Here is a 21,908-nt window from a genome sequence, read left to right on the forward strand (position 1 = left end):
TCAAATGAAAGGATTGGATCATCATGACCGTAACGATATTATGCTCTGGGTTTGGACTTGGATTTTATACGCCGGGTTTACTTGTAGAAGCAAGCTTGAATCGTATGGGTATTCCAACCGAAGTGCTTGTGTTTGAAAATGTGATGCAATCAGATCAATTGCAAAAAGTAGATAAAAGTCGTCAAGCGTATCATGCTGACTTTTCGGTAGCATTGATGTCACAACGGATTCCACAAGATATTCGCAAAAGTATGGATGATGAGCAGATTGTAACGTTGTTACAACAGTGGGAAGCTGAAGGAAGAAAACATTTTATTTGCTTATCTGGTCATTGGATATACATTTTAGATCGCTATCGGGAGCAGATCGGTGAAGCCAATCTCCATGTAGACTTATTGTATCTGGATGTGATCGATTCTCCTTCTTGGAAAAGTGTACGTAAGCGCTTAGGTCAGCTACATGAGAGTTATCATGAAGTCTGGCTATTTGGTCATGACCAACAAGAAATGTATACGTATATTGATATTCCTTTATCTGATCCAGTGATTCCGTATAGTCAGCGACAACATCGACTGTTGGTGCATGGGGGTGGTTGGGGAATGGGCACCTATCGTGAACGGATCGCCGAGTTAGAACAAGTGGGTTATGGATTGGATATTATTTTGTACGATCAAGATGAACGGGGAAGTTCGGATCAAGGACAACGGTATTATCGGATGAATCCAGAGTGGCGCACATGGCAACAAAATGAAGAGGGTAAGCATACTTTTCCACCACTTGGAGAAGTGCAAGTTGATCAAGCCGTACAGTATGAATCACGAGCAGAATATCACATATTATGTGAGATTGAACGCAATGTACAAGCGATTGTCAGTAAGCCGGGCGGAGGAACATTAGCCGATTCATTTGCACTAAGTACGCCGATTATTTTTCTAGAACCTTTTGGAGAACATGAAGCTCGCAATGCCAGTCAGTGGGAAAAATATGGATTTGGATTATCATATGAACGCTGGATGAGTGAGTATGGTGGAGGCACAGATATTTTGGAACAGATGCATCAGCAATTGGTACAAGCTCGTCAGCAATTTCCAGCGTATGCCGATGAGTACATTCAACGTCATATGCAACTGCTTCACCCGACGATGGCTAAAGGTACACCATGATGAAATCTTCCGAAATGAGTGTACGCCAATCTTCTACACAGACGGACGAACATATTCTTTCAGCCCAAGTAGGGCATAATTCAGAAGCTACTGTCAAATTAGGGATTCTCGGGTGTTCGGGTATTGTGCCACGTGCTGTTCTTGATCCTGCACCCTATGTCGATGGACTGGACATTGTAGGTGTTGCTAATCGTACGTTGTCCAAAGCAGAATCGTTAGCAGAACATTATGGCATCGCTACAATCTACGGGGATTTGGAAGAATTGTTAGCAGATCCTCAGTTAGATGCAGTGTATATCGGGCTAAGTAACGAACTGCATGCCACATGGATTCGCAAAGCATTGTCTGCGGGCAAGCATGTACTGGTTGAAAAACCGCTTTGTCTGCATCCGCAAGAACTGCCCATGATTGGAGCGGCGGCACAGCATCATGGATTACAGGTGATCGAAGGGGTAATGGTAGCTCATCATCCGTGGCAACATACGTTACGTGAATGCATTGCATCCGGTGAATATGGAGCCTTAGTCCGTACAGTCACTCAACTGACCATTCCAGCCAAAGAAGATCATCATGATAATTATCGTAGTCATCCAGAACAAGGTGGCGGCTGTTTTTGGGATCTGGGTTGTTATTGGCTTCAATTTTTACAACAGGTGATCGGAATACAACATAGTGAATTTGAAGGACGTTCTTCTTTTGATGGGCCTAACGGTTGTGATTGGACATTTGAAGCGCAAGCTCAGTTAGCCGATGGCGTGACAGCAGAAGCTCTTTTTTCTTTTGAAAAGCCGTATAGTAGCAGACATGTGATCTATCTGGAAAAAGCGAAGATTACGATCAACGATTTTTTTCGCTGTAATCTAGGGTTTTATAAGCTGAAGCTCAAAATAGCGCTGATAGAAAATGGACAAGAAACAGGAGAAGTTCGATATCATACGTTTGAACCGATGAATTATTATGTCAATCAATTACGTTTTTTCCGGGATGTTATCCATCATCATCAGCACCATCATTTGTTTGCTGAATCGGTAGAGCGTATTCAATTGTTATCTCATATTCATGCTACAGCCAAAGCCAAAAGTGTTATATCTTGAGTCATAAGTACAGATATTTTGCGTTGCAAAAATCTTTTTCTCATGGAATGTTGTCGCATGTATAATGCCAAATGCTTAGGAGATGAACATGGATGAGCCATTTATCAGAAAACAATCCTTTATATGAAGCTTTAGAACAGTATCCGACTCCTTTTTATTATTACAATGGAGATCAATTAGCGGAACATATTCAATCGTTTCAACAATTACTACACCCCAAAGTTCAATTACATTACGCCTTAAAAGCAAACAATAATATTACCATTGCTAACCTACTGCGTGAATGGGGTTGTCATATAGAGATTGCTTCATTAGGGGAGTTGCGTCTGGCTGAAGCAGCAGGGTATTTGCCGGAAGAGATCATCTATACAGGGCCTGGTAAAAGTGAAAAAGAATTGCGGACAGCGATGGCTCATCAGATTCATTGTATTAATGTCGAATCGCTCGCTGAATTAGAAATGATCCATCAGATTGCGACTGAATATGAGTGTAAAGTGCGTGTCGGTATTCGGGTGAATCCGGATGGAGAAGGGATCAGTGGAGCTTCTATTCAGATGGCAGGAGTGGCTCGTCCATTCGGGATCGATGAGTCTCAATTAGCAGGTGTATTCGAGCGTGTAGCGGAGATGCCTTATATTCAAGTGATCGGTATTCAAGTCTATGCAGGTACACAGATTATGGATGAAAAAGTGCTACTCAGTAATTTTAGATATACATTGTCTTTAGCCGCGCAAATTCAAGCCAGATATCCAGTTCAACTGGAAATAGTCAATCTGGGTGGTGGATTTGGAGTACCTTACTTTTCCCATGAACATCCACTGGACATCGAATCGATTATGCAACAACTCACCGAATTAATTGATGAATATGTTGTTCATCTGCCACACAGTACATTTATTGTAGAAAGTGGTCGCTATTTACTCGCAGCAGCAGGGATCTATGTCTGTCAGGCACTATATACCAAAGTATCCAAAGGCGAGCATTTTGTTATTGTAGATGGAGGTATGCACCATCATGCAGGCGCTACCTTTAGAGGTAGAAGACCACGTAACAATTATCCACTGGAAATTATTCCAAGGCATCATATAACCGATGGAGAACAGACGCAGATCACCAGTATTGTAGGGCCGTTATGTACACCGGATGATTGTTTATTCAAAAATGTAGAATTGCCTGTGATTCATGCTGGCGATTACATATGTATTCTACAATCAGGTGCGTATGGATTAACGTATAGTCCTACTCAGTTTTTGGGTCATGCTACACCTGCTGAAGTTCTTTCTTATAAAGGCAAATCGTATTTGATTCGAGAACAAGGTGATCCTGAAGATTTATTATTACGGCAACAACATATAGTACCTACCACAGAATGGACGGCGGTTCTATGATGAAGTCAGAGATGAATACCACAACTCACCTTACACAGTCATTAACTCGTTACCCTGTGCAATCGTCTTCGCAAAAAATACTTCCTTTAGCCAAGCCACTTGTTAAAGGATATCAGTATCTAGGGTATGCTCTTTCTGTGGTGATGACACACGAGGAATGTTTACCATGGGTATATCATCAATTTATCCAGTTAAGTTCGCCTAATTACCAGTGGGTCGACTTTTATCATCCCCATGAATTTAGTGATTACCCCTGGCTAGAAACGAATGAGACTGATTGTGCCGATCTCAATGCCGAGCAGTTAATTGCGACATGGGTGGATATGATTAATCAAGACAAATATCTAGTCATGTTTATTGATGAATACTATTTGTCTCATACAGCATTTTACCAAGAAGAACATTATTCTCATGATATTATGTTGCACGGTTATGATCTCGAACAGCAGGTTTTTTGGGCAAGCGGGTACAATCGTGATTTTCAGTATGGAGAGTACAGTATCCCGATCGAAGAAGTGTTGGCTGCTCATTTTTCATTTCAAGAAGCAAATAAACGCTTGATTACGATTCGGTATCAACAAGCACCTGTACATTCTCCCAAAGTTATCGCAGTGGTGGTCTCGTTAGAAGGTCTGATCGAGCAGTTACAAGATTATGTGGATTCGCGTCCTTCATCATGGAGACGGAATGATATTCAGCAAGCCAATGCTCATTTTTATGGGATGGAAATCTATGATATTTTGCAAAATAGTATTCAGACATTTATCGAAAATAACAGCAAAGCAGATATTCGAGCTTTTCACATCTTTTATGAGCACAAAGCAGCGATGGAACAACGATTAATGTATCTGGCACAGACAGTAGAAGGATTACAAGCGATCTTCGATCAGTATCCGACGATGATGCCAGAGCTTCAAGAACTTACAAGGCAGTCGACGATTATTCGTAATCTATTGCTCAAATACAATCGAAGTCACAATACCGCAAGTCTTGAGCGTGCTTCGCAATTGCTGTATACGATGCGCGGGCAAGAAGAACAGGTATTGCAGACGGTACTGACTGCACTTCGACAACATATTCCAGCAGTATCGGTATTAGAGCAATCCCGTGAGCTCAAGCGCCGTGTGATGGATCGTCAATTGCGCCAAACATCAGCAGATCGATTAATAATATTAGATCAATTGGAACAATTAGATCATCCTAATGAGTGGATCGAAATTGTTATGATTATGGATCAGCAGATATGGGAGTTATTATCTCAGACAGACCCTCTACGTACAGATCGCTTGATTGCATTCTGGTGCGAATTGCTTGCACGTAAGCCATGGGTAGCCAGTCAATATGATACATTGCGTAATGTGATTGAGCGGATGCAGACGGTAGTTCAAGATCAACAAGTGAGAGCACAGTTAGATTACTGGTATACAACGATGACTGCAATTCGTTCTCAATAAGTAATGAATGATATCTAATGATTATGATTTGAATGCATAACAAATAAGCCTTTTGGTTCTCTAGCAGATCAGAGAATCGAAAGGCTTATTTTGTGAAAGCCACTCTAAATGAATGTGATGATGTCAAAGTATTGTTGGATTATTAATGAACGTTTTAACTATATATAGAAGCGACTATCACAGAGATTCTTTTAAATCGTAGGAGTTAGATGTTATGATTATAGAGTGTATAATACATAGTTATACAAATTGCATAAAAATAACTTTAAATTTTAACTAAATGTTTCCATATGTATAAAATCACGGAATCAGTTCGGTCCAATCCAGCATAATAAGTGGAAGAAGACTCAACGGTTCTCCTGCACAGACTGCTAATTGATACTTTGAATCGATCGGCAGATGACGGAAAAAGCTTGCCATATCGATAGGTTTGGCTGAAATTACTTGATATTCGTGGTTATCATTTTGTAGAACAGAGAATGAGTCTAAGGGCAAAGAAAGCCCTTTGCCTACAAATTTGATATAACTTTCTTTTAACGTCCATAATGCATAAAAGGTGGTTAGCTGTTCACTTTCCGGTGCATTCATTAATAATTGATATTCTGGTTCTGTATAAAAGCGTTGAGCGATCCCAAAGTCGATAGGACGTATTTGTTCGATATCAATACCGACTGGAACATTCCCATCAGCACATACGATCCATTCACCTGCATGGGATACATTAAAATGAATATCAGGTTGATTGTGTAGGTACGGTTTCCCGTATTTATTTTGCTCAAATTGAATCTGGTGATCTTGCAACTGATAGTGAGTACGTAATCGATGCAAAACAAGCAGTTCTCCTATTAAGCCACGTTGAGCATCTTGCTGTCGAACAAATTTCAAAGAAGCTTCTTTTCGTGCAGGTGATACGTTACGACGTAACACCTCCATATCTTCTAACGATAATAAATCCGGCAAATGTATTGCTGTTACTGTAATCAATCTCTAGTCTCCCCACTTTCCTATATCGATTTATAGTTATAAAAGAAATGACTTTATTGTCTAAATTATACAATACCATTTTCGAGGAGGAAATATAATGTCAGAAATCAAACATTTAGCGCATCAAACCGAGGATGGGTACTTTGTGCAATTAATTCCAGATGTTCAATTTGCTCGCTTTGCCAATGGTCAATCGTTAAAAATGAATATTTTGCGTCCTGTTTCTGATTTGCCATTACCGTTAATAGTCTGGGTCGTCGGCGGAGCATGGGTCGATATTGATCCTTACAAACATATCCCGGCACTGTCCAAATTAGCTCGTCAAGGGTATGTGATTGCTTGTGTGGAATACCGCACTGTGAACAAAGCACCTTTTCCTGCACAGTTAGAAGATATCAAAACAGCGATTCGCTTTTTACGTGCTCATGCACTGGATTATCATATTGATCCTGAACATATCGGAATCTGGGGACACTCCGCAGGTGCACATTTATCTGCATTAGTTGGTGTGACTGGAGAGCAAGCAGAATGGGATCAACAAGGACAATGGCAAGGACATTCTAGTAGTGTCAAAGCGGTAGTTGATTTTGCAGGACCGATTGATATTCAGGCTGATTTTCAAAGTGAATATGAATTACCGGTGATTTCTTTACTGATGGGCGGGCCGTTACGACATAAAATAGACACAGCCGATCAATCGAATCCTATTCATCATCTTGCTTCTCATATTCCTGCTCATGTGCCACCTTTTTTAATTATGCATGGCGATCAAGATCAGGTGGTACCTGCGCGTCAGAGCCAGTTTTTGTATGATGCTTTAGCAGAAATATCGGCGGAAGTTACATTGTATATTTTAGAAGGTGTAGGTCATTCGTCGACCACATTTATGACCCGAAATGATGTTTTAGAAATTGTTAGTGAATTTTTTGCGCGACATTTGAAAGGATCATGACCAATATAGGTTAATAGTAGAGTAGGCTGCTTATCAAGAGTCTAAACAGTTCATAATGTGCTTTTACATTAAGGGCATACGAAAGATTGAGAGGGATAGACCATTGGACAATCATGAACATGAAATTCTTCAAAACCTGATATCTGAAAGTGGGTCGTACCGATCTCTTTTTGAATATCACCCTGATGCGATATATGTTATGGACAAAAAGGGGAATTACATTTATACCAATCCAGGTGTCGAAAAGATTTCTGGTTATACTATAGATACATTAGAACATGTCGATAGAAGTAAAATTTTTGGAGCAGAGCGCATAGAAATGCGTTCTCCTTATCTGGCAGAGGTGTTACAAGGTAAATCTGTACAATTTCAGACTCACATTTATCATCGACAAGGACATTTGATTGACCTAGATGTTACATATACACCCATCGTTATTGACGAAGAAATTGTAGGCATTTATGGTATCGCCAAAGATATTACAGCACGCAATGATGTTGAACAAAAACTTGTAGAAGCTGAACGTATGTATAGACTGATTTCTGAAAATGCCGATGATCTGATCACTTGTTCCGATGCAGACGGAATGATTACCTATATTTCACCTTCTGTTGAAAAAATTCTAGGATTTCTGCCTTCTGAATTAATGCAGACGTTGTCTACTGATTTGATTTATGCCGAAGATATTTTGCAATTAGAACCTCCATTTCAATCACGCAAAGCGGTTCAAATTCGCTGTGTATGCAAAAACAAAACGTACAAGTGGATTGAATTAACGGTTAAAGCGATCAAAGATGAGAATGGAGTAACGGTTCAATATATGGGAATAGGGCGAGATATTACTGCTCGGAAAGAATCAGAAGAGCAACTTCGCAAAAGTGAAGAACGTCTAGCTCTGGCACAAAGTATTGCTGGATTTGGATGTTGGGATTGGAATTTAGATACGCAAGAATTAGTGTGCTCGGATAAGTTTCTCGAAATTCTTGGCATAGAATCACCTTCAGCTAAGTTATTGTATCGTCATTTTTTGACGATGGTTCATCATGAAGATCGGGATAAAGTACGGTATGCTTTTCGGCAATCGGTTGCTCAGGAACATGTGAATATTGAATGTCGTCTAGTTGATCAACATCATCAGATCAAAACTGTGCATATTCAAGGCACACTGGTGGCAGATGACAATGACGGTACGCGCCAGATTGTAGGTACGATTCAAGATATAACAGAAAGTCGTCTGATGGAAGACTTAATTCGTGAAAGTGAACGTCAATACCGGATGCTTTCTAACAATACATTAGATCTGATTTCTTCTCATACCGCAGATGAAGAACTTAGTTTTATATATACGTCAGCTTCTGTGAAAAAGCTTATTGGGTATGAAGGAGAAGAATTGATCGGTAAAAGTGCATTCTCTTTTTATCACCCTGAAGATTATCAAGCTGTCCGAGATTATATTACATGGATTACTGAGATGCCTGAGCATAGTAAGTCAAAGACAGTACATTATCGTTTTCAACATAAAGCAGGTCATTATGTCTGGTTAGAAAGTACAGCGACGTATACACCTAGTCAGATCGAAGGAATTGCCGGTACAGTGATTGCAGTCTCCAGAGATGTCACAGATCGTAAATTAGCAGAACAGCGATTACACGAGAGCGAACAGCGTTACAAGTCACTTGTGGAGTATAATCCATCAGGTGTATATTCATTTGATCTACAAGGTCGATTATTTAATCTCAATCCTGTTGCTGAAATTCAAAGTGGTTATGATCGAACACGATTGAAAAACACATACTTTGCTGAGCTGATCCATCCTGATCTGCGTGAAGAAGCTTTGAATCGTTTTAATAGAGCCAAAATGGGCATGCCACAAAACTACGAAACGGTGCTGGTGCATCATACCGGTCATCAAATTGAAGTGAATATTACCAATGTGCCGATTATCGTCAGCGGAGAAATCACCGGTGTATTCGGAATTGCGACAGATATTACAGAAAGCAAAAAATATGTAGAGCAGATTAAAAAAATCAGTGATGAATACAATTTGATATTGAGTTCGGTATCTGAAGGCATTTATGGAGTAGATGCAGACGGCAATGGTATCTTTTTAAATGCGGCAGCTTCTTCGATGCTAGGCGTGACCAAAGAAGAATTTATAGGATCACCTGTGCGTGACTTGTTAATGCATACACGATCAGATGGAGAGCCTTATGCGGCTACCCATCATCCAGTAGAGCTAACGATGCAAGATAGCATTTCAAGACGTGTAACCGAAGATGTATTCTTTCGCCGTGATGGATCTAGCTTTTTCGCTTCTTATCAGACCAATGCATTACGAGATCGGGAAAAGATTGTCGGTGTTGTGGTTGTATTCAGTGATCGAACCAATGAGAAAGCGATTATAGAAGCCAAAGAATCCGCAGAGCGGGCTGCTTACGCGAAGTCTCAATTTATCTCGATGATGAGTCATGAGATTCGTACACCGATGAATGGAATTGTTGGTATGGCGGAATTGATGCTTGATCTTGATCTGAATGAAGAACAAGCCAGTTATATTCATATTATTCGTCAAAGCGGCAATGAATTGATGCAGATTATTAATGATATTATGGATGTGCATCGCTTGGAAAATGGAAATGTCGAACTGGAAGAAGAGTTATTCGATCTTCGTGAATTAATAGATGATGTCTATCAATGGTTCTTGCCGACAGCGCAAAGTAAGTATTTGGTATTTGATAAGCATATTGAACAAGAAGTTCCGAAGTTAGCCAGAGGGGATATGCCTCGAATCAAGCAAGTACTGGTCAATATTATAGGCAATGCGATTAAGTTTACGGAAAAAGGAAATATTCATCTTAGCGCAGGCGTCTCGTATTTGTCTCAAGATCAAGGCATGATGCTGAATTTCCAGATTACAGATACAGGGATTGGCATACCCGCAGATAAGCTAAGTGAGCTATTTCATTCATTCTCCCAAGTACATCCGGTGATGAATCGTCGCTATGGTGGTACAGGGCTAGGATTGTTTATTTGCAAAAATCTTATTGAATTAATGAATGGAACGATTGGTGTAAATAGTCAGGAACATCAAGGTTCTACGTTTTATTTCAGTATTCCATTACAGTTAGCTTAATAAAAAAACCTGTTAAGAGACATGTTATCAAAGATGTCTCTTAACAGGTTTTTTGTATTTAAATGAGGTAGTTGTATGAAGAAATTAATGGTTATTTTTGGCATACATAATGGCAATTGTCTGTGGACCACAATGACTGGATATAACGCATCCTGCTTCTGTAATCATTACCTGACGCGCATCAGTCTGCTCTCGAAGTACAGCTTGCATGTGACGAGCTTCTGCTTCAGCAAAAGAATGAACTACAAAAATAATATCTTGATCAATCGCATGTCGATGAGCAAGTGTATTTCTAAGCAGTTGTTCGACAGCTTTTTCACGTTTACCTCGTATTTTGTAAGCAGGAACCAGTGTTCCGTGTGTAGTGACCTGAATGACTGGACGAATTTTGAGCAGGCTACCGATCAGATTCTGCATACCTGAACAGCGTCCACCTTTGTATAAAAATTCTAACGAATCAATAGCGAACTCGGTCTCGATCTTTGAGCGCATCGATTCAAGCAATAACACAATCTCTGCAACCGATTGTTGCTGATCGATCGCTTGTACCGCTTTCATCACTAACAAGCCAATCGAACTGGATAAATTCAATGAATCTACGATCGTTACTGCGCCTTCAGGAAATGTATTGGCTGCTAGATGTGCATTAGCATACGTGGAAGAAAGAGCGGAAGAAAGACTGATATAAATAATCGTATGCCCATTGTCAATCACAGGCTGAAAAGCATGAATAAAATCAGCAGGTGAAGGTGCAGACGTTTTGGGTGTTTGTCCGGTTTGTTTTACTTTTTCATACAATTCGGCAGGTGTCATATCCACACCATCCCGGTATACTTCATGATTAAAATTCACATATAAAGGCACAACACCGATTTGATTTTCTTCTAACCATGCCTTTGGTAAATCGCAAGTACTATCTACAAAAATACGAATAGATGTCATAATAATCTCCTGTCTTTCCATCGAGTCCAATTATCTATATCTAAATGCTGATAAGAATAGATTGTATTAGTATATCACGATTTACAGTACACAAAAAAGCAGATTGCCTCTTCTCTAAGAAAGAATAGAAAAGGCAACCTGCAACAAATAAGATTCATATGACAAAATAGAAATAAGCGATTGAGAGTAATTAATAACTGCTGTCTGAGAAAATACCGATAATAAAAAAGAATAAAATAAAAGCGGCTGGAAAAGCATTTAAAACAATACCGATAATTGCAAACACTTTACGACGTTGCTTGACACAACAACCAACAATCCCTAAGACCAGACCAGTACAATTAGCAAGGATTAATAATCCCCATATCAACACAAGGACAAGTAATCCACCTAATATTGCAGCCAGCCCTGCTTCGATACTCTGTTCATCTAACAGATTAAAAGAAATATCTGAATTTTCAACAGCGGCTACCATCATAATAACAGCAATTACACCTACAATAATATTAACAATAAGCGTAGATATTCCAATAATAAAAGAAGCGACACCTAACTTAGAATGAGGCCAGCGTTGCCCGGGTAGAGGAGCGTATGGATCATTAGGATTGTAATAGTTATCATTAGATGGTGGTACAAAGGTAGAAGAGCGATAATCATAAGGCTCTGATGTTGCTAAAGGATCTCTAAAATCATTGTCTTGAGGTGCATCCGTATCTTTTTTTAAATTAGGGAAAGATGAATTTCGTTTGGGATCATAAGGGTCCATGAATCTAATCTCCTTTACAATATATGTATGTACCGTTACTTTTTCATAATTTCCTCACAAATGCAAGCATCGGAGTAAGGTATAATTAAAAATAAAACAATTAGCAGGAGGCATATTCATGCAACGCACATATTTAATTATCGGTTCTATTCTAGGTATGATTGGAGTCGGCATTGGCGCTTTCGGTGCTCATCTATTAGAACCTATTATCGGGCCTCAACTGTTACAAACGTTCAAAACAGGTGTGGAATATCACTTTGTACATACACTGGCTATTTTGATTGTCGCTGTGCTCGCAGGAGTGATTGGTGAATCCAGTCTGTTGCGTTGGGCAGGTCGATTATTTACTATTGGAGTTATCATTTTCTCAGGTAGTCTCTATGTATTAAGTATAACTGGAATCAAAGTGTTAGGTGCAATTACTCCTATTGGTGGCGTATGCTTTATAGCAGGTTGGATCATGTTAGCACTTGTTGGAGCCAAATACGGTAAACGGAATTAAACCAATCTCATTATCATATATAACATAATAATAGCGTCTATCTCATTGACCGGGATAGACGCTATTTTGATATTCATTGTCAGAAGAAGCGGATCGTCAATAAGATAACGATTTAAGTATGTTGAAAATCATCAATCTCATTGAGTTTGAACGTATACACTTGTTTTTCATCTACATGATATACACTAATCGTTTGATTTTCATTATCAAAATTTAAGATACGACACGGAATAGAAAAGCGATCCCCTCGATTGTTGATCGTTAGACGTACCAATGTATTATCTTTGATGTAAAGGGCTAACCAGCTGTTCATATCATTTTCGATCTTTTCATGTAAGATCGCTGCTGATTTAGCTTCTTGTTTGTGCTTTTCTAATTTTTTGACCAGTGACGCAGTTTGTGCAGTAATTGATTTTTTACTTTCAGATATACTTGATATATCTATAGGCACTTGCTGTTTACTTGTATCTTTCAAAGATTTCTCTATCTTTTGTCCAAGTTTGATGCCAGAAACGACTCTAAAATCTGCTAATTCTTCATGATTATTTAGAATTTCAAGCAGTTTTTGAAGAGCAACAGCGTTGTTTCGACCAGAGATCATCAGGTCAACATTAAATAAAAATTCGGCTTCGTCGTTAGTTGGCTTTTTATCCATGATTCTCCCATCTCACTTATCCTATCAGAATGTTAAAAATTTTCACAATTCATTATAACCTACCGTTTTTAAAATAAATCATTTCAAGTACATATGCTTTTAAATCGTTTACAATTGCCTCAATAAGCAAAATTAGATAAACACGAAATGTAAGCCTTATCTATATACTTTTATCGGATGGGCTGTCGAAATATGTTACAAAAATATATTGCATTTAGGGGCAAAAAGACCGGTATCCTATCGGACCCGGTCAGCTCAACAAATTCATACGTGATGCAAAGCAGATATCATATTATACGAACATAATATGAGTATAGATTACACTTCAAATATATTTCTTAGACCTTCTTCATACGAAGGATAAACAATACCTTTTTCAGTGATAATTGCAGTTACGTATTCGTTAGGTGTTACATCAAATGCCGGGTTAAACACTTTAATATTTTGTGGTGCGGTACGTTTGCCAAAGCCTTCTGTTACTTCTTCCGCAGAACGTTCTTCAATCGGAATTTCAGTTCCATTAGCAGTGGATAGATCAATGGTCGATAACGGGCATGCCACATAGAAAGGAATATTATGTGCTTTGGCAAGTACCGCTACACTATACGTTCCAATCTTGTTTGCTACATCACCATTAGCAGCTACGCGGTCTGCACCTACGATAACAGCTTGAATCCACCCTTTGGACATTACCATACCAGCCATATTGTCACAGAGAAGCGTAACATCAATACCGGCTTGTTGCAATTCAAATGCTGTTAAGCGAGCACCTTGAAGCACAGGACGTGTCTCATCAGCATAGACTTTAAGATGAATACCTTTTTCATGAGCAAGGTACATAGGAGCCAGTGCTGTACCATACTTAGCTGTTGCGAGTCCGCCTGCATTACAGTGAGTCAATACACCCATACCATCTGTAAATAAAGGCAGTGCATGTTCACCGATCATACGACATACTTCTTCATCTTCGACATGAATTGCAATCGCTTCAGCCAACAGACCCGCATTACGATCAGCAGTTGTACCTGCTTGTTCTGCCAATTGATGAGCTTTCTTATTCATACGATCCAATGCCCAGAACAAATTCACAGCGGTTGGACGAGATTCAGCTAGATAAGCAGCTGTTTTAAGCACATGTTTGAGCCAGTGGTCTGCATCTTCGCCTTCATATTCCCAGGAGCCTAGAACAACGCCGTAGGCAGCAGAGATACCAATAGCAGGTGCTCCACGTACTTTCATCGAACGAATCGATTCAAATACTTGCTCTGACGTAAATAATTCAAGCATTACAATTTCATCTGGTAATAAACGTTGATCAAGCATCAACAATTTATCGTCGTCCCAACGCAATGATAACAAAGGTTCAAATGGCGCTTTAACTGGATTCTCATCCGATGTTGAAAATGATGGATTCATCTAAAGAAACACTCCCTGTCCTATATATCGTCAAACCAAAATCATATAATAGAAGATTTTATAATCGTAATCTCTACTATGATTTGAATAGCTTACGCTTGTTCATAACCAACACTTAAATAGTAAACGTTAAAATATAGGATATCGGAAAAGAAGGAATTTGCACAGTCTTTTTTCAATATCTATTTGTTTCGTAAATGAAATACAAGGGTAATTTGTAAACAGACGAGGCTGAGGATTGAAAGTCTCCAACATCCAATTTGAAAAGAAGAAAGAGGGAGATCTAATCATGACGAATACAACTAATAAAGGTCAAACTAAAAAAGTTGAAGAACTTCTAAATCTACAGGTTGCTAACCTGAATGTATTATATGTAAAAATTCATAATTTCCACTGGTATGTAAAAGGTGAAAACTTCTATACATTGCATATCAAATTCGAAGAATTGTACAACGAAGTAACATTGAAAATGGATGAAATCGCTGAGCGTCTATTGACTCTTAAAGGTTCACCTGCTGCAACGTTGAAAGAATATTTGGAACTAGCAACGATTCAAGAAGCGAACGGAACAGAAGATGCGCGTACAATGGTACAAACATTGATCGAAGACTTCGCTACAGTTAATGAGCAATTCCAAGAAACAATCGAATTGGCTGATGAAGCGGATGACCAACCAACAGCAGATATGTTGATTGCGTTCAAAGCAGATCTTGAAAAACACATGTGGATGCTTCGTTCATTCTTGGGTAACTAATCCCCATCTCAGATGTACTGCATAAGCTTTACCCTGCTACATTGAAGTCCTTCACATCTGCGATATAATAGGTGATAACAAACCGTTACAGAAAGTGAGGGCGACGATTGATGGCGGAATCAGTATTGGCTTTGAAAGAATGGGCTTCGGTTATTGAGGCGTTGGAAAAAGGTCACCAGATCTTATTGATGCGCAAAGGCGGCATTGTCGAAGAGACACGTCACTTTGAGCTGAAAGATCATGCCTTTTACTTGTATCCAACTTACGAGCACCAACGTCGCGAATTGCTCAAATCCGAATACAATCATTTGGTAGACGAATCACTTAACGGCTGGTCTCCTGATACGAGATCAGCTGATATTCGTCTGTATGCGGAAGTAACAGATGATTTAGAGATATTCGAGCAAGACCAGCTAGATGCTTTACTGGACCAGCATATCTGGACAGATACGTTTGCCGAAGAACGTTTGCATTGGAAAAGAAAAAGTCCGCTTCATTTACTGATTGTGCGGGTATATATACTTGAACGACCGATAGAGATCCCTGTGCAGGACCAGTACCTGGGCTGCAAATCATGGATTTCTATACCAAGTGGTCTGGTGACGAGCGAATTGACGCCGGTGCTGGACGCTGCGGAGTTTGAGCGAATGAGAACTGTCATTTTGCAAGCTTTGCAACAAGACGGGACATTCTACAAGGCTTGACTGAGTGATCGGTCAGGTCTTTTTTGCATGGCATAAGATTATCGGTTTCATTGCGACTACTTCAAATTTATTATAAAATAACTTGAGAATCGTTGAGAATCAGTTTAGAATGGTTCTAAGAGAGATTTATTCTTAGACTTTATCTAAATGTATTTTCGTTTTTCGTACATCAGGGATTTGTGTACTATACTCTCTGTTGACAGATATATAAGCTACAACCAAACTACTTATTTCACTGGAGGTCAAAACTATTATGGCAACGAATTTCGTCATTGAAGGTTTGAAAGCAACAATTGACAATAAGGAAATCCTTAAAGGGATTAACCTTTCAATGAAAGGTGGAGAAATCCACGCAATCATGGGACCTAACGGTACTGGTAAAAGTACACTAGCATCTGCTTTGATGGGACATCCTAAATATGAAGTAACTGAAGGAACTGTAACTTTAGACGGCGAAGACGTTTTGGAAATGGAAGTGGATGAGCGCGCTCGTGCAGGTCTATTCTTGGCTATGCAGTATCCAAGTGAAATTACAGGGGTAACAAACTCTGACTTCTTGCGTAGTGCAATCAATGCACGTCGTGAAGAAGGTAAAGAAATTTCATTGATCAAATTTATCCGTCAAATGGAAGGAAGCATGAAAGAGCTAGACATGAATGCTGAATTCGCACATCGTTACTTGAACGAAGGTTTCTCCGGTGGTGAGAAAAAACGTAACGAAATCTTGCAAATGTTATTGCTTGAGCCAAAATTAGTTATTCTAGATGAAATTGACTCTGGTCTTGATATTGATGCTCTTAAAATCGTAGCAAACGGCGTAAACAAAATGCGTAATGAAGATCGTGGATTCTTAATCATTACTCACTACCAACGTCTACTTGATTATATTACTCCTGACTATGTACACGTAATGATGCAAGGTCGTATCGTGAAATCCGGTGGACCTGAATTGGCTGCTCGTCTTGAAGCAGAAGGTTACGATTGGGTTAAAGAAGAACTTGGTATTACAGACGAAACTGTAGGTCAAGAAGCGTAAAACACTGCACGGAAGGAGGAGCTAATAACATGACATTGCAAACGATACTTCCATTAAATCTGGAAGCTCTTAAATCATTATCTCAACAAAAGAATGAACCTGCATGGTTGACTGAGAACCGTTTGAAAGCACTTGAACTTGCTTCCAAATTGGAACTTCCTAAACCGGAAAAAACCAAGATCGACAAATGGGATCTTTCGGATTACGGAACTTATCAGACACCTGTAAAAGTAGCAACATTAGACGAATTACCTCCATTGATCAGTGCATTGGTGGAAGGTAACGAATCCGATAACCTGATTGTGCAAAAAGATTCAGGTGCTATTTTCTCCAGTTTATCTGATGAATTGAAAGCTCAAGGTGTGATTTTTACAGATTTGGAAACAGCTGCTCGTGAACACGAAGAGTTGGTGAAGCCCTATCTAACAACAGTCGTTGCACCTGATGAGCATCAATTAACAGCTCTAAATGCAGCGATGTGGAATGGTGGAGCATTCTTATACGTTCCTAAAAACGTAGAAGTAAATATTCCTGTTCAAGCGATCTTTTTGACTGAAAATGCAGGTGCTACATTTGCACCTCGTATTCTAGTAGTAGCAGATACGAACAGTTCTGTAACTTATGTAGATAACTACATTTCATCAGGCGACGATGTTCGTGTGCATAACGGAGTGGTTGAAATTGTAGCAAAAGCGGGCGCTAAAGTTCGTTATGCAACAGTTCACCAATTCGGTGGTAGCACTACAGATATGAGTTACCGTCGTGCAATCACTGAAAATGATGCTTCGATTGAATGGATCATCGGTGAAATGAACGATGGCAATACCGTTACAGATACAGCAACAGTGCTTAAAGGAAATGGATCAACTTCCGATGCGAAAATCATCGCTGTAGGTTCAGGTTCTCAGCGCTTGAACTATACAACCAAAGCGGTTCATTTTGGTAAAGATACAACAAGCCAAATGATCACTCGTGCAGTGATGCGCGAATCTGCGAATGCGATTATTAACGGTATTACCAAAATCGAACATGGTGCAACTCGTTCGAATGGTGAGCAAACAGAGAAAGTATTGATGTTAAGTCCGAAAGCTCGTGGCGACGCGAATCCAATCTTATTGATTGATGAAGATGATGTTATGGCAGGACACGCAGCATCTGTAGGTCAGGTTAACCCTGAGCAAGTTCATTACTTGATGTCGCGTGGTATTACTCGTCCAGAAGCAGAGCGACTGATTATCTACGGTTTCCTGGCTCCAGTCGTATCGGATATTCCTTTGGAACGTTTGCAGACTCGTTTGCAGGAACTGGTTGAAAGGAAGCTAGGTCAGTGAACCAAGCTATCCGCGAGCAGTTTCCGATTTTACATCAGGAAGTAAACGGACATCCGCTTGTTTATCTAGACAATGCAGCAACCTCTCAGAAGCCACAGGTTGTCCTGGATGCGCTCAATCATTATTATGAGTATGATAACTCCAATGTACACCGCGGCGTCCATACACTGGGAACACGGGCGACTGACGCTTACGAAGGTGCTCGTGAAAAGATTGCTCGCTTTATCAATGCCGGACGTAGTGAAGAAATTGTTTTCACGCGCGGTACAACAACAGCACTGAATCTAGTGGCTTCGTCCTACGGTCGTCCTCGGTTACAACCGGGTGACGAAATCGTGGTTACACCGATGGAACATCACAGTAATCTGATTCCATGGCAGCAATTAGCCAAGGCGACAGGAGCAACACTTAAATATATTCCATTACAACCGGATGGCAATATTGATCTGGCAGATGTGGAAAAAGTAATTAACAGCAATACCAAAATTGTCTCAGTTGTCTATGTATCTAATGTGCTTGGCGTTGTGAATCCAGTGAAACAAATTGCTGAGATCGCACACCGTCATGGAGCGATTATGGTGGTAGACGGCGCACAAAGTACACCGCATATGAAAGTGGACGTACAAGATCTGGATTGTGATTTCTATGCACTTTCCAGTCACAAAATGTGTGGACCTACTGGATTTGGAGCTCTATACGGTAAGCGTCAATTGCTTGCTCAAATGGAACCGATCGAGTTCGGTGGCGAGATGATTAACGATGTGGGATTATACGAATCCGACTGGAAAGACGCTCCGTGGAGATTTGAAGGCGGTACGCCGATTATCTCAGGGGCTGTTGGACTGGGAGCAGCGATTGATTTCCTAACTGAAATTGGAATGGATGAAATCGAAAAGCATGAAGCGCATCTTGCGAATTATGCGATGGAACGTATGTCTCAGATCGAAGGCTTAAAAATTTATGGACCTGCTAAGCGTAAAGTCGGTATTGTGACGTTCAATCTGGATGGTGTTCATCCTCATGATCTAGCAACTGTACTGGATACGTTCGGGGTAGCGATTCGTGCAGGACATCATTGCTGTCAGCCATTAATGAGATGGCTTGAAGCAAGTTCGACGGCACGCGCAAGCTTTTACCTGTATAATAATGAACAAGACGTAGATCGCTTGATCGATGCGTTGGTTCAGACGAAGGAGTATTTTGGCGATGAAACTTGATGATCTCTACCGCCGTGTGATTATGGATCACTACAAAAATCAACGTAACCGCGGTTCATTTGAAGACGGAGCGATGACGGTTGAACTGAACAACCCAACCTGTGGTGACCGAATATCTCTACAACTTTTGGTGGAAGATAATAAAGTGAAAGATGCCAAATTTTCAGGAGACGGTTGTTCAATCAGTATGGCTTCCGCTTCAATGATGACAGAAGCTGTAAAAGGCAGAACTTATGAAGAAGCACTTGAACTTGCAGACCGCTTCTCTGCTCTCATGAAGGGCGAAGATGTGGAATTTGAAGAATACGAAGAGATCGAAGCCCTATCTGGAGTAAATAAATTCCCTGCTCGCATCAAGTGTGCTACGTTGGCCTGGAATGCCCTACGCAAGGGAATTGTTACAGAAGACAACTAAATGCTTCACAAATTAGATGGGGAGGCTACACAAATGGCTAAAACAGCACCAGAAATGGAAGAATATAAATATGGTTTCCGTGATGAGCATAAGTCGATTTTTCAATCCGGTAAAGGACTGAATAAAGAGATCGTAATGGAAATTTCTCGCATGAAAGATGAGCCTGAATGGATGTTAGAATTCCGTTTGAAAGCTTTGGAACAATTTGAAAAAATGCCTATGCCAGACTGGGGCGGCGACATTAGTGACTTGGATTTCAACGATATCCAGTACTATGTTAAAGCATCTGAAGGACAAGGTAAGACTTGGGAAGAAGTACCAACTGAAATCAAAGAAACTTTTGACAAATTAGGTATTCCTGAAGCAGAGCAAAAATTCTTGGCTGGTGTATCCGCTCAGTATGAATCTGAAGTGGTTTACCACAGCATGCAAAAAGAATTGGAAGATCAAGGCGTTATCTTTATGGATACCGATACAGCTTTGAAAGAACATCCAGAAATTTTGCGCGAATACTTTGCTACAGTTATCCCTACAACCGATAACAAATTTGCAGCATTGAACAGTGCAGTATGGTCAGGCGGAAGCTTTATCTATGTACCGAAGGGCGTACAATGTGAAGTGCCTTTGCAGGCTTACTTCCGTATTAACTCCGAGAACATGGGTCAATTTGAGCGTACGTTAATCATCGCAGACGAAGGCAGTATGGTTCACTATGTAGAAGGTTGTACAGCGCCGATCTACAGCACGAACTCATTGCATAGTGCTGTTGTTGAGATCATCTGTAAAAAAGATGCTCGTGTACGTTATACAACGATTCAGAACTGGGCTCCAAACATCTACAACTTGGTAACCAAACGTGCTGTTGCTGAAGAAAATGCAACCATGGAATGGGTAGATGGTAACATCGGTTCTAAATTAACAATGAAATACCCTGCGGTTATCCTTAAAGGACGCGGCGCTAAAGGTATGGTATTGTCTATCGCTGTTGCAGGTAAAGCACAACATCAAGATGCTGGCGCAAAAATGATTCACCTTGCACCAGATACAACATCTACGATTGTGTCTAAATCGATCAGTAAACATGGTGGTAAAGTAACCTATCGTGGTCTAGCATCATTCGGACGTAATTCCGAAGGTTCTAAATCAAATATCAAATGTGATACGCTGATTCTGGATAACCAATCCACTTCAGATACAATTCCGTACAATGAGATCAAGAACGATAACATCACTCTTGAGCATGAAGCGACGGTATCTAAAGTATCTGAAGATCAACTCTTCTACTTGATGAGTCGTGGTCTAAGTGAAGATGAAGCAACACAAATGATCGTTATGGGCTTTATCGAGCCATTTACAAGAGAATTGCCTATGGAATATGCAGTAGAAATGAACCGTCTTATCAAGTTTGAGATGGAAGGTTCTATCGGTTAATTCCTTTTATAGCAAGGAATCTTAAATAAAGAACGGGACAGAAAAGGGGCTTTGCCCCAATTCTGCCCCGTTTTTATTAATTTAAATATATAAAACCTGTATAATATATTTTTTATCGTATGGAATATTACATAGGAAATAGAATAAATGTATTACTAATTCTATCTAAATAAAAAAAGGAATGAACCAACATGAAAACCAGGCAAGAAGCGATAGATTACTGTATGGCATACGATAATGTATATGCAGATCATCCGTTTAAAGATGACAACTGGACTTTAATTAGACACCAGCACAACAAAAAAACGTTCGCATGGATTTTTGAAAGAGAAGATCATATCTGGATCAATGTGAAATGTGAACCGGGTATGATCGAGCAGTGGCGCGAAGAATATGAGTCTATCATACCTGCATATCATCTTAACAAAGACCATTGGAATTCGTTAATATTGGACGGTTCTATTTCGGCAAAAGATATGAAGTACTTAATCAGTACCAGTTATGAAATGACCAAGTAATATTCTGTTATGCAGTCCTTATCTATAAAGGCGAAGTAAATGGTTCGCATCTG

General features: G+C 39.9%; 20 protein-coding genes. 15 read left to right on the top strand and 5 right to left on the bottom strand.

The genetic code is table 11. The annotated features are described in order from the left end of the window. Window positions 1–23: 23 nt before the first annotated feature. From PO903_RS12475 to PO903_RS12490, 4 genes are all read left to right on the top strand, one after another. Window positions 24–1,163: a UDP-glucuronosyltransferase gene (locus tag PO903_RS12475; RefSeq protein ID WP_273593570.1), complete on the top strand. Its 1,140-nt coding sequence runs from the start codon at window positions 24–26 to the stop codon at window positions 1,161–1,163. After that, a complete protein-coding gene (locus PO903_RS12480; RefSeq protein ID WP_273593571.1) occupies window positions 1,163–2,257 on the top strand; it encodes a Gfo/Idh/MocA family protein in 1,095 nt (364 codons plus the stop codon). The genes PO903_RS12475 and PO903_RS12480 overlap by 1 nt, the downstream gene beginning before the upstream one ends. Window positions 2,258–2,349: 92 nt before the next feature. Next, complete coding sequence (locus tag PO903_RS12485; protein ID WP_273593572.1) at window positions 2,350–3,645, top strand: type III PLP-dependent enzyme; 1,296 nt, start codon at window positions 2,350–2,352, stop codon at window positions 3,643–3,645. After that, complete coding sequence (locus tag PO903_RS12490) at window positions 3,642–5,099, top strand: hypothetical protein (protein WP_273593573.1); 1,458 nt, start codon at window positions 3,642–3,644, stop codon at window positions 5,097–5,099. Before PO903_RS12485 ends, PO903_RS12490 begins: the two co-directional genes overlap by 4 nt. Before the next feature lie 300 nt (window positions 5,100–5,399). Here the strand turns inward: PO903_RS12490 and PO903_RS12495 are convergent, their stop codons facing one another. Next, the gene (locus PO903_RS12495) at window positions 5,400–6,083 is read right to left on the bottom strand and encodes a 4'-phosphopantetheinyl transferase family protein (protein WP_273593574.1); all 684 of its coding nucleotides are present in this window, start codon (window positions 6,081–6,083) and stop codon (window positions 5,400–5,402) included. A gap of 97 nt (window positions 6,084–6,180) precedes the next feature. On the opposite strand from PO903_RS12495, the gene PO903_RS12500 reads away from it, so the two are divergent. After that, window positions 6,181–7,035 (top strand): alpha/beta hydrolase, encoded by an 855-nt coding sequence (locus PO903_RS12500; protein WP_273593575.1) that lies wholly within the window; start codon window positions 6,181–6,183, stop codon window positions 7,033–7,035. A 55-nt stretch (window positions 7,036–7,090) separates the two neighbouring features. Next, window positions 7,091–10,168 carry a PAS domain S-box protein gene (locus PO903_RS12505; protein WP_285097145.1) on the top strand — a complete coding sequence of 1,026 codons (3,078 nt, stop codon included), beginning with the start codon at window positions 7,091–7,093 and terminating at the stop codon, window positions 10,166–10,168. An 84-nt stretch (window positions 10,169–10,252) separates the two neighbouring features. Here the strand turns inward: PO903_RS12505 and PO903_RS12510 are convergent, their stop codons facing one another. Further along, the gene (locus PO903_RS12510; protein ID WP_273593577.1) at window positions 10,253–11,110 is read right to left on the bottom strand and encodes a DegV family protein; all 858 of its coding nucleotides are present in this window, start codon (window positions 11,108–11,110) and stop codon (window positions 10,253–10,255) included. A 190-nt stretch (window positions 11,111–11,300) separates the two neighbouring features. Continuing rightward, window positions 11,301–11,876, bottom strand: coding sequence for a hypothetical protein (locus PO903_RS12515; protein WP_069326956.1), 576 nt, complete (start codon window positions 11,874–11,876; stop codon window positions 11,301–11,303). 118 nt (window positions 11,877–11,994) lie between these two features. Here PO903_RS12515 and PO903_RS12520 point away from each other — a divergent pair, with 118 nt between their 5' ends. Next, window positions 11,995–12,378: a DUF423 domain-containing protein gene (locus PO903_RS12520; RefSeq protein ID WP_069326957.1), complete on the top strand. Its 384-nt coding sequence runs from the start codon at window positions 11,995–11,997 to the stop codon at window positions 12,376–12,378. 112 nt (window positions 12,379–12,490) lie between these two features. Here the strand turns inward: PO903_RS12520 and PO903_RS12525 are convergent, their stop codons facing one another. Continuing rightward, window positions 12,491–13,033, bottom strand: a complete 543-nt coding sequence (locus PO903_RS12525) for a hypothetical protein (protein WP_069326958.1) — start codon at window positions 13,031–13,033, stop codon at window positions 12,491–12,493. 318 nt (window positions 13,034–13,351) lie between these two features. Then, complete coding sequence (gene mtnA, locus PO903_RS12530) at window positions 13,352–14,449, bottom strand: S-methyl-5-thioribose-1-phosphate isomerase (RefSeq protein WP_273593578.1); 1,098 nt, start codon at window positions 14,447–14,449, stop codon at window positions 13,352–13,354. 289 nt (window positions 14,450–14,738) lie between these two features. Here mtnA and PO903_RS12535 point away from each other — a divergent pair, with 289 nt between their 5' ends. The 8 genes from PO903_RS12535 (at window position 14,739) to PO903_RS12570 (ending at window position 21,855) form a co-directional block, all read left to right on the top strand. Continuing rightward, window positions 14,739–15,203: a Dps family protein gene (locus PO903_RS12535; RefSeq protein WP_069326960.1), complete on the top strand. Its 465-nt coding sequence runs from the start codon at window positions 14,739–14,741 to the stop codon at window positions 15,201–15,203. 110 nt (window positions 15,204–15,313) lie between these two features. Continuing rightward, window positions 15,314–15,907, top strand: a complete 594-nt coding sequence (locus PO903_RS12540; RefSeq protein ID WP_273593579.1) for a DUF1802 family protein — start codon at window positions 15,314–15,316, stop codon at window positions 15,905–15,907. 253 nt (window positions 15,908–16,160) lie between these two features. Further along, a complete protein-coding gene (gene sufC, locus PO903_RS12545) occupies window positions 16,161–16,943 on the top strand; it encodes a Fe-S cluster assembly ATPase SufC (protein WP_069326962.1) in 783 nt (260 codons plus the stop codon). A 29-nt stretch (window positions 16,944–16,972) separates the two neighbouring features. After that, complete coding sequence (sufD, locus tag PO903_RS12550; protein WP_273593580.1) at window positions 16,973–18,274, top strand: Fe-S cluster assembly protein SufD; 1,302 nt, start codon at window positions 16,973–16,975, stop codon at window positions 18,272–18,274. Continuing rightward, window positions 18,271–19,491 carry a cysteine desulfurase gene (locus tag PO903_RS12555; protein WP_069326964.1) on the top strand — a complete coding sequence of 407 codons (1,221 nt, stop codon included), beginning with the start codon at window positions 18,271–18,273 and terminating at the stop codon, window positions 19,489–19,491. Before sufD ends, PO903_RS12555 begins: the two co-directional genes overlap by 4 nt. Further along, complete coding sequence (gene sufU, locus PO903_RS12560) at window positions 19,481–19,906, top strand: Fe-S cluster assembly sulfur transfer protein SufU (RefSeq protein ID WP_069326965.1); 426 nt, start codon at window positions 19,481–19,483, stop codon at window positions 19,904–19,906. The genes PO903_RS12555 and sufU overlap by 11 nt, the downstream gene beginning before the upstream one ends. A gap of 33 nt (window positions 19,907–19,939) precedes the next feature. Next, window positions 19,940–21,337 carry a Fe-S cluster assembly protein SufB gene (sufB, locus tag PO903_RS12565; protein WP_069327101.1) on the top strand — a complete coding sequence of 466 codons (1,398 nt, stop codon included), beginning with the start codon at window positions 19,940–19,942 and terminating at the stop codon, window positions 21,335–21,337. A gap of 191 nt (window positions 21,338–21,528) precedes the next feature. After that, on the top strand, window positions 21,529–21,855 hold the full coding sequence (locus PO903_RS12570; RefSeq protein WP_273593581.1) for an MmcQ/YjbR family DNA-binding protein: 327 nt from the start codon (window positions 21,529–21,531) through the stop codon (window positions 21,853–21,855). Window positions 21,856–21,908 lie beyond the last annotated feature (53 nt).

It is taken from the genome of Paenibacillus sp. PK4536 (assembly GCF_028594455.2).
Classification (GTDB): domain Bacteria; phylum Bacillota; class Bacilli; order Paenibacillales; family Paenibacillaceae; genus Saccharibacillus; species Saccharibacillus nuruki.

Bases quoted from the DNA above. Each gene is read 5' to 3' on its own strand.
- PO903_RS12475 (WP_273593570.1), top strand. From the start codon at position 24: ATGACCGTAACGATATTATGCTCTGGGTTTGGACTTGGATTTTATACG.
- PO903_RS12480 (WP_273593571.1), top strand. From the start codon at position 1,163: ATGAAATCTTCCGAAATGAGTGTACGCCAATCTTCTACACAGACGGAC.
- PO903_RS12485 (WP_273593572.1), top strand. From the start codon at position 2,350: ATGAGCCATTTATCAGAAAACAATCCTTTATATGAAGCTTTAGAACAG.
- PO903_RS12490 (WP_273593573.1), top strand. From the start codon at position 3,642: ATGATGAAGTCAGAGATGAATACCACAACTCACCTTACACAGTCATTA.
- PO903_RS12500 (WP_273593575.1), top strand. From the start codon at position 6,181: ATGTCAGAAATCAAACATTTAGCGCATCAAACCGAGGATGGGTACTTT.
- PO903_RS12505 (WP_285097145.1), top strand. From the start codon at position 7,091: ATGTGCTTTTACATTAAGGGCATACGAAAGATTGAGAGGGATAGACCA.
- PO903_RS12510 (WP_273593577.1), bottom strand. From the start codon at position 11,110: ATGACATCTATTCGTATTTTTGTAGATAGTACTTGCGATTTACCAAAG.
- PO903_RS12515 (WP_069326956.1), bottom strand. From the start codon at position 11,876: ATGGACCCTTATGATCCCAAACGAAATTCATCTTTCCCTAATTTAAAA.
- PO903_RS12520 (WP_069326957.1), top strand. From the start codon at position 11,995: ATGCAACGCACATATTTAATTATCGGTTCTATTCTAGGTATGATTGGA.
- PO903_RS12525 (WP_069326958.1), bottom strand. From the start codon at position 13,033: ATGGATAAAAAGCCAACTAACGACGAAGCCGAATTTTTATTTAATGTT.
- mtnA (WP_273593578.1), bottom strand. From the start codon at position 14,449: ATGAATCCATCATTTTCAACATCGGATGAGAATCCAGTTAAAGCGCCA.
- PO903_RS12535 (WP_069326960.1), top strand. From the start codon at position 14,739: ATGACGAATACAACTAATAAAGGTCAAACTAAAAAAGTTGAAGAACTT.
- PO903_RS12540 (WP_273593579.1), top strand. From the start codon at position 15,314: ATGGCGGAATCAGTATTGGCTTTGAAAGAATGGGCTTCGGTTATTGAG.
- sufC (WP_069326962.1), top strand. From the start codon at position 16,161: ATGGCAACGAATTTCGTCATTGAAGGTTTGAAAGCAACAATTGACAAT.
- sufD (WP_273593580.1), top strand. From the start codon at position 16,973: ATGACATTGCAAACGATACTTCCATTAAATCTGGAAGCTCTTAAATCA.
- sufU (WP_069326965.1), top strand. From the start codon at position 19,481: ATGAAACTTGATGATCTCTACCGCCGTGTGATTATGGATCACTACAAA.
- sufB (WP_069327101.1), top strand. From the start codon at position 19,940: ATGGCTAAAACAGCACCAGAAATGGAAGAATATAAATATGGTTTCCGT.
- PO903_RS12570 (WP_273593581.1), top strand. From the start codon at position 21,529: ATGAAAACCAGGCAAGAAGCGATAGATTACTGTATGGCATACGATAAT.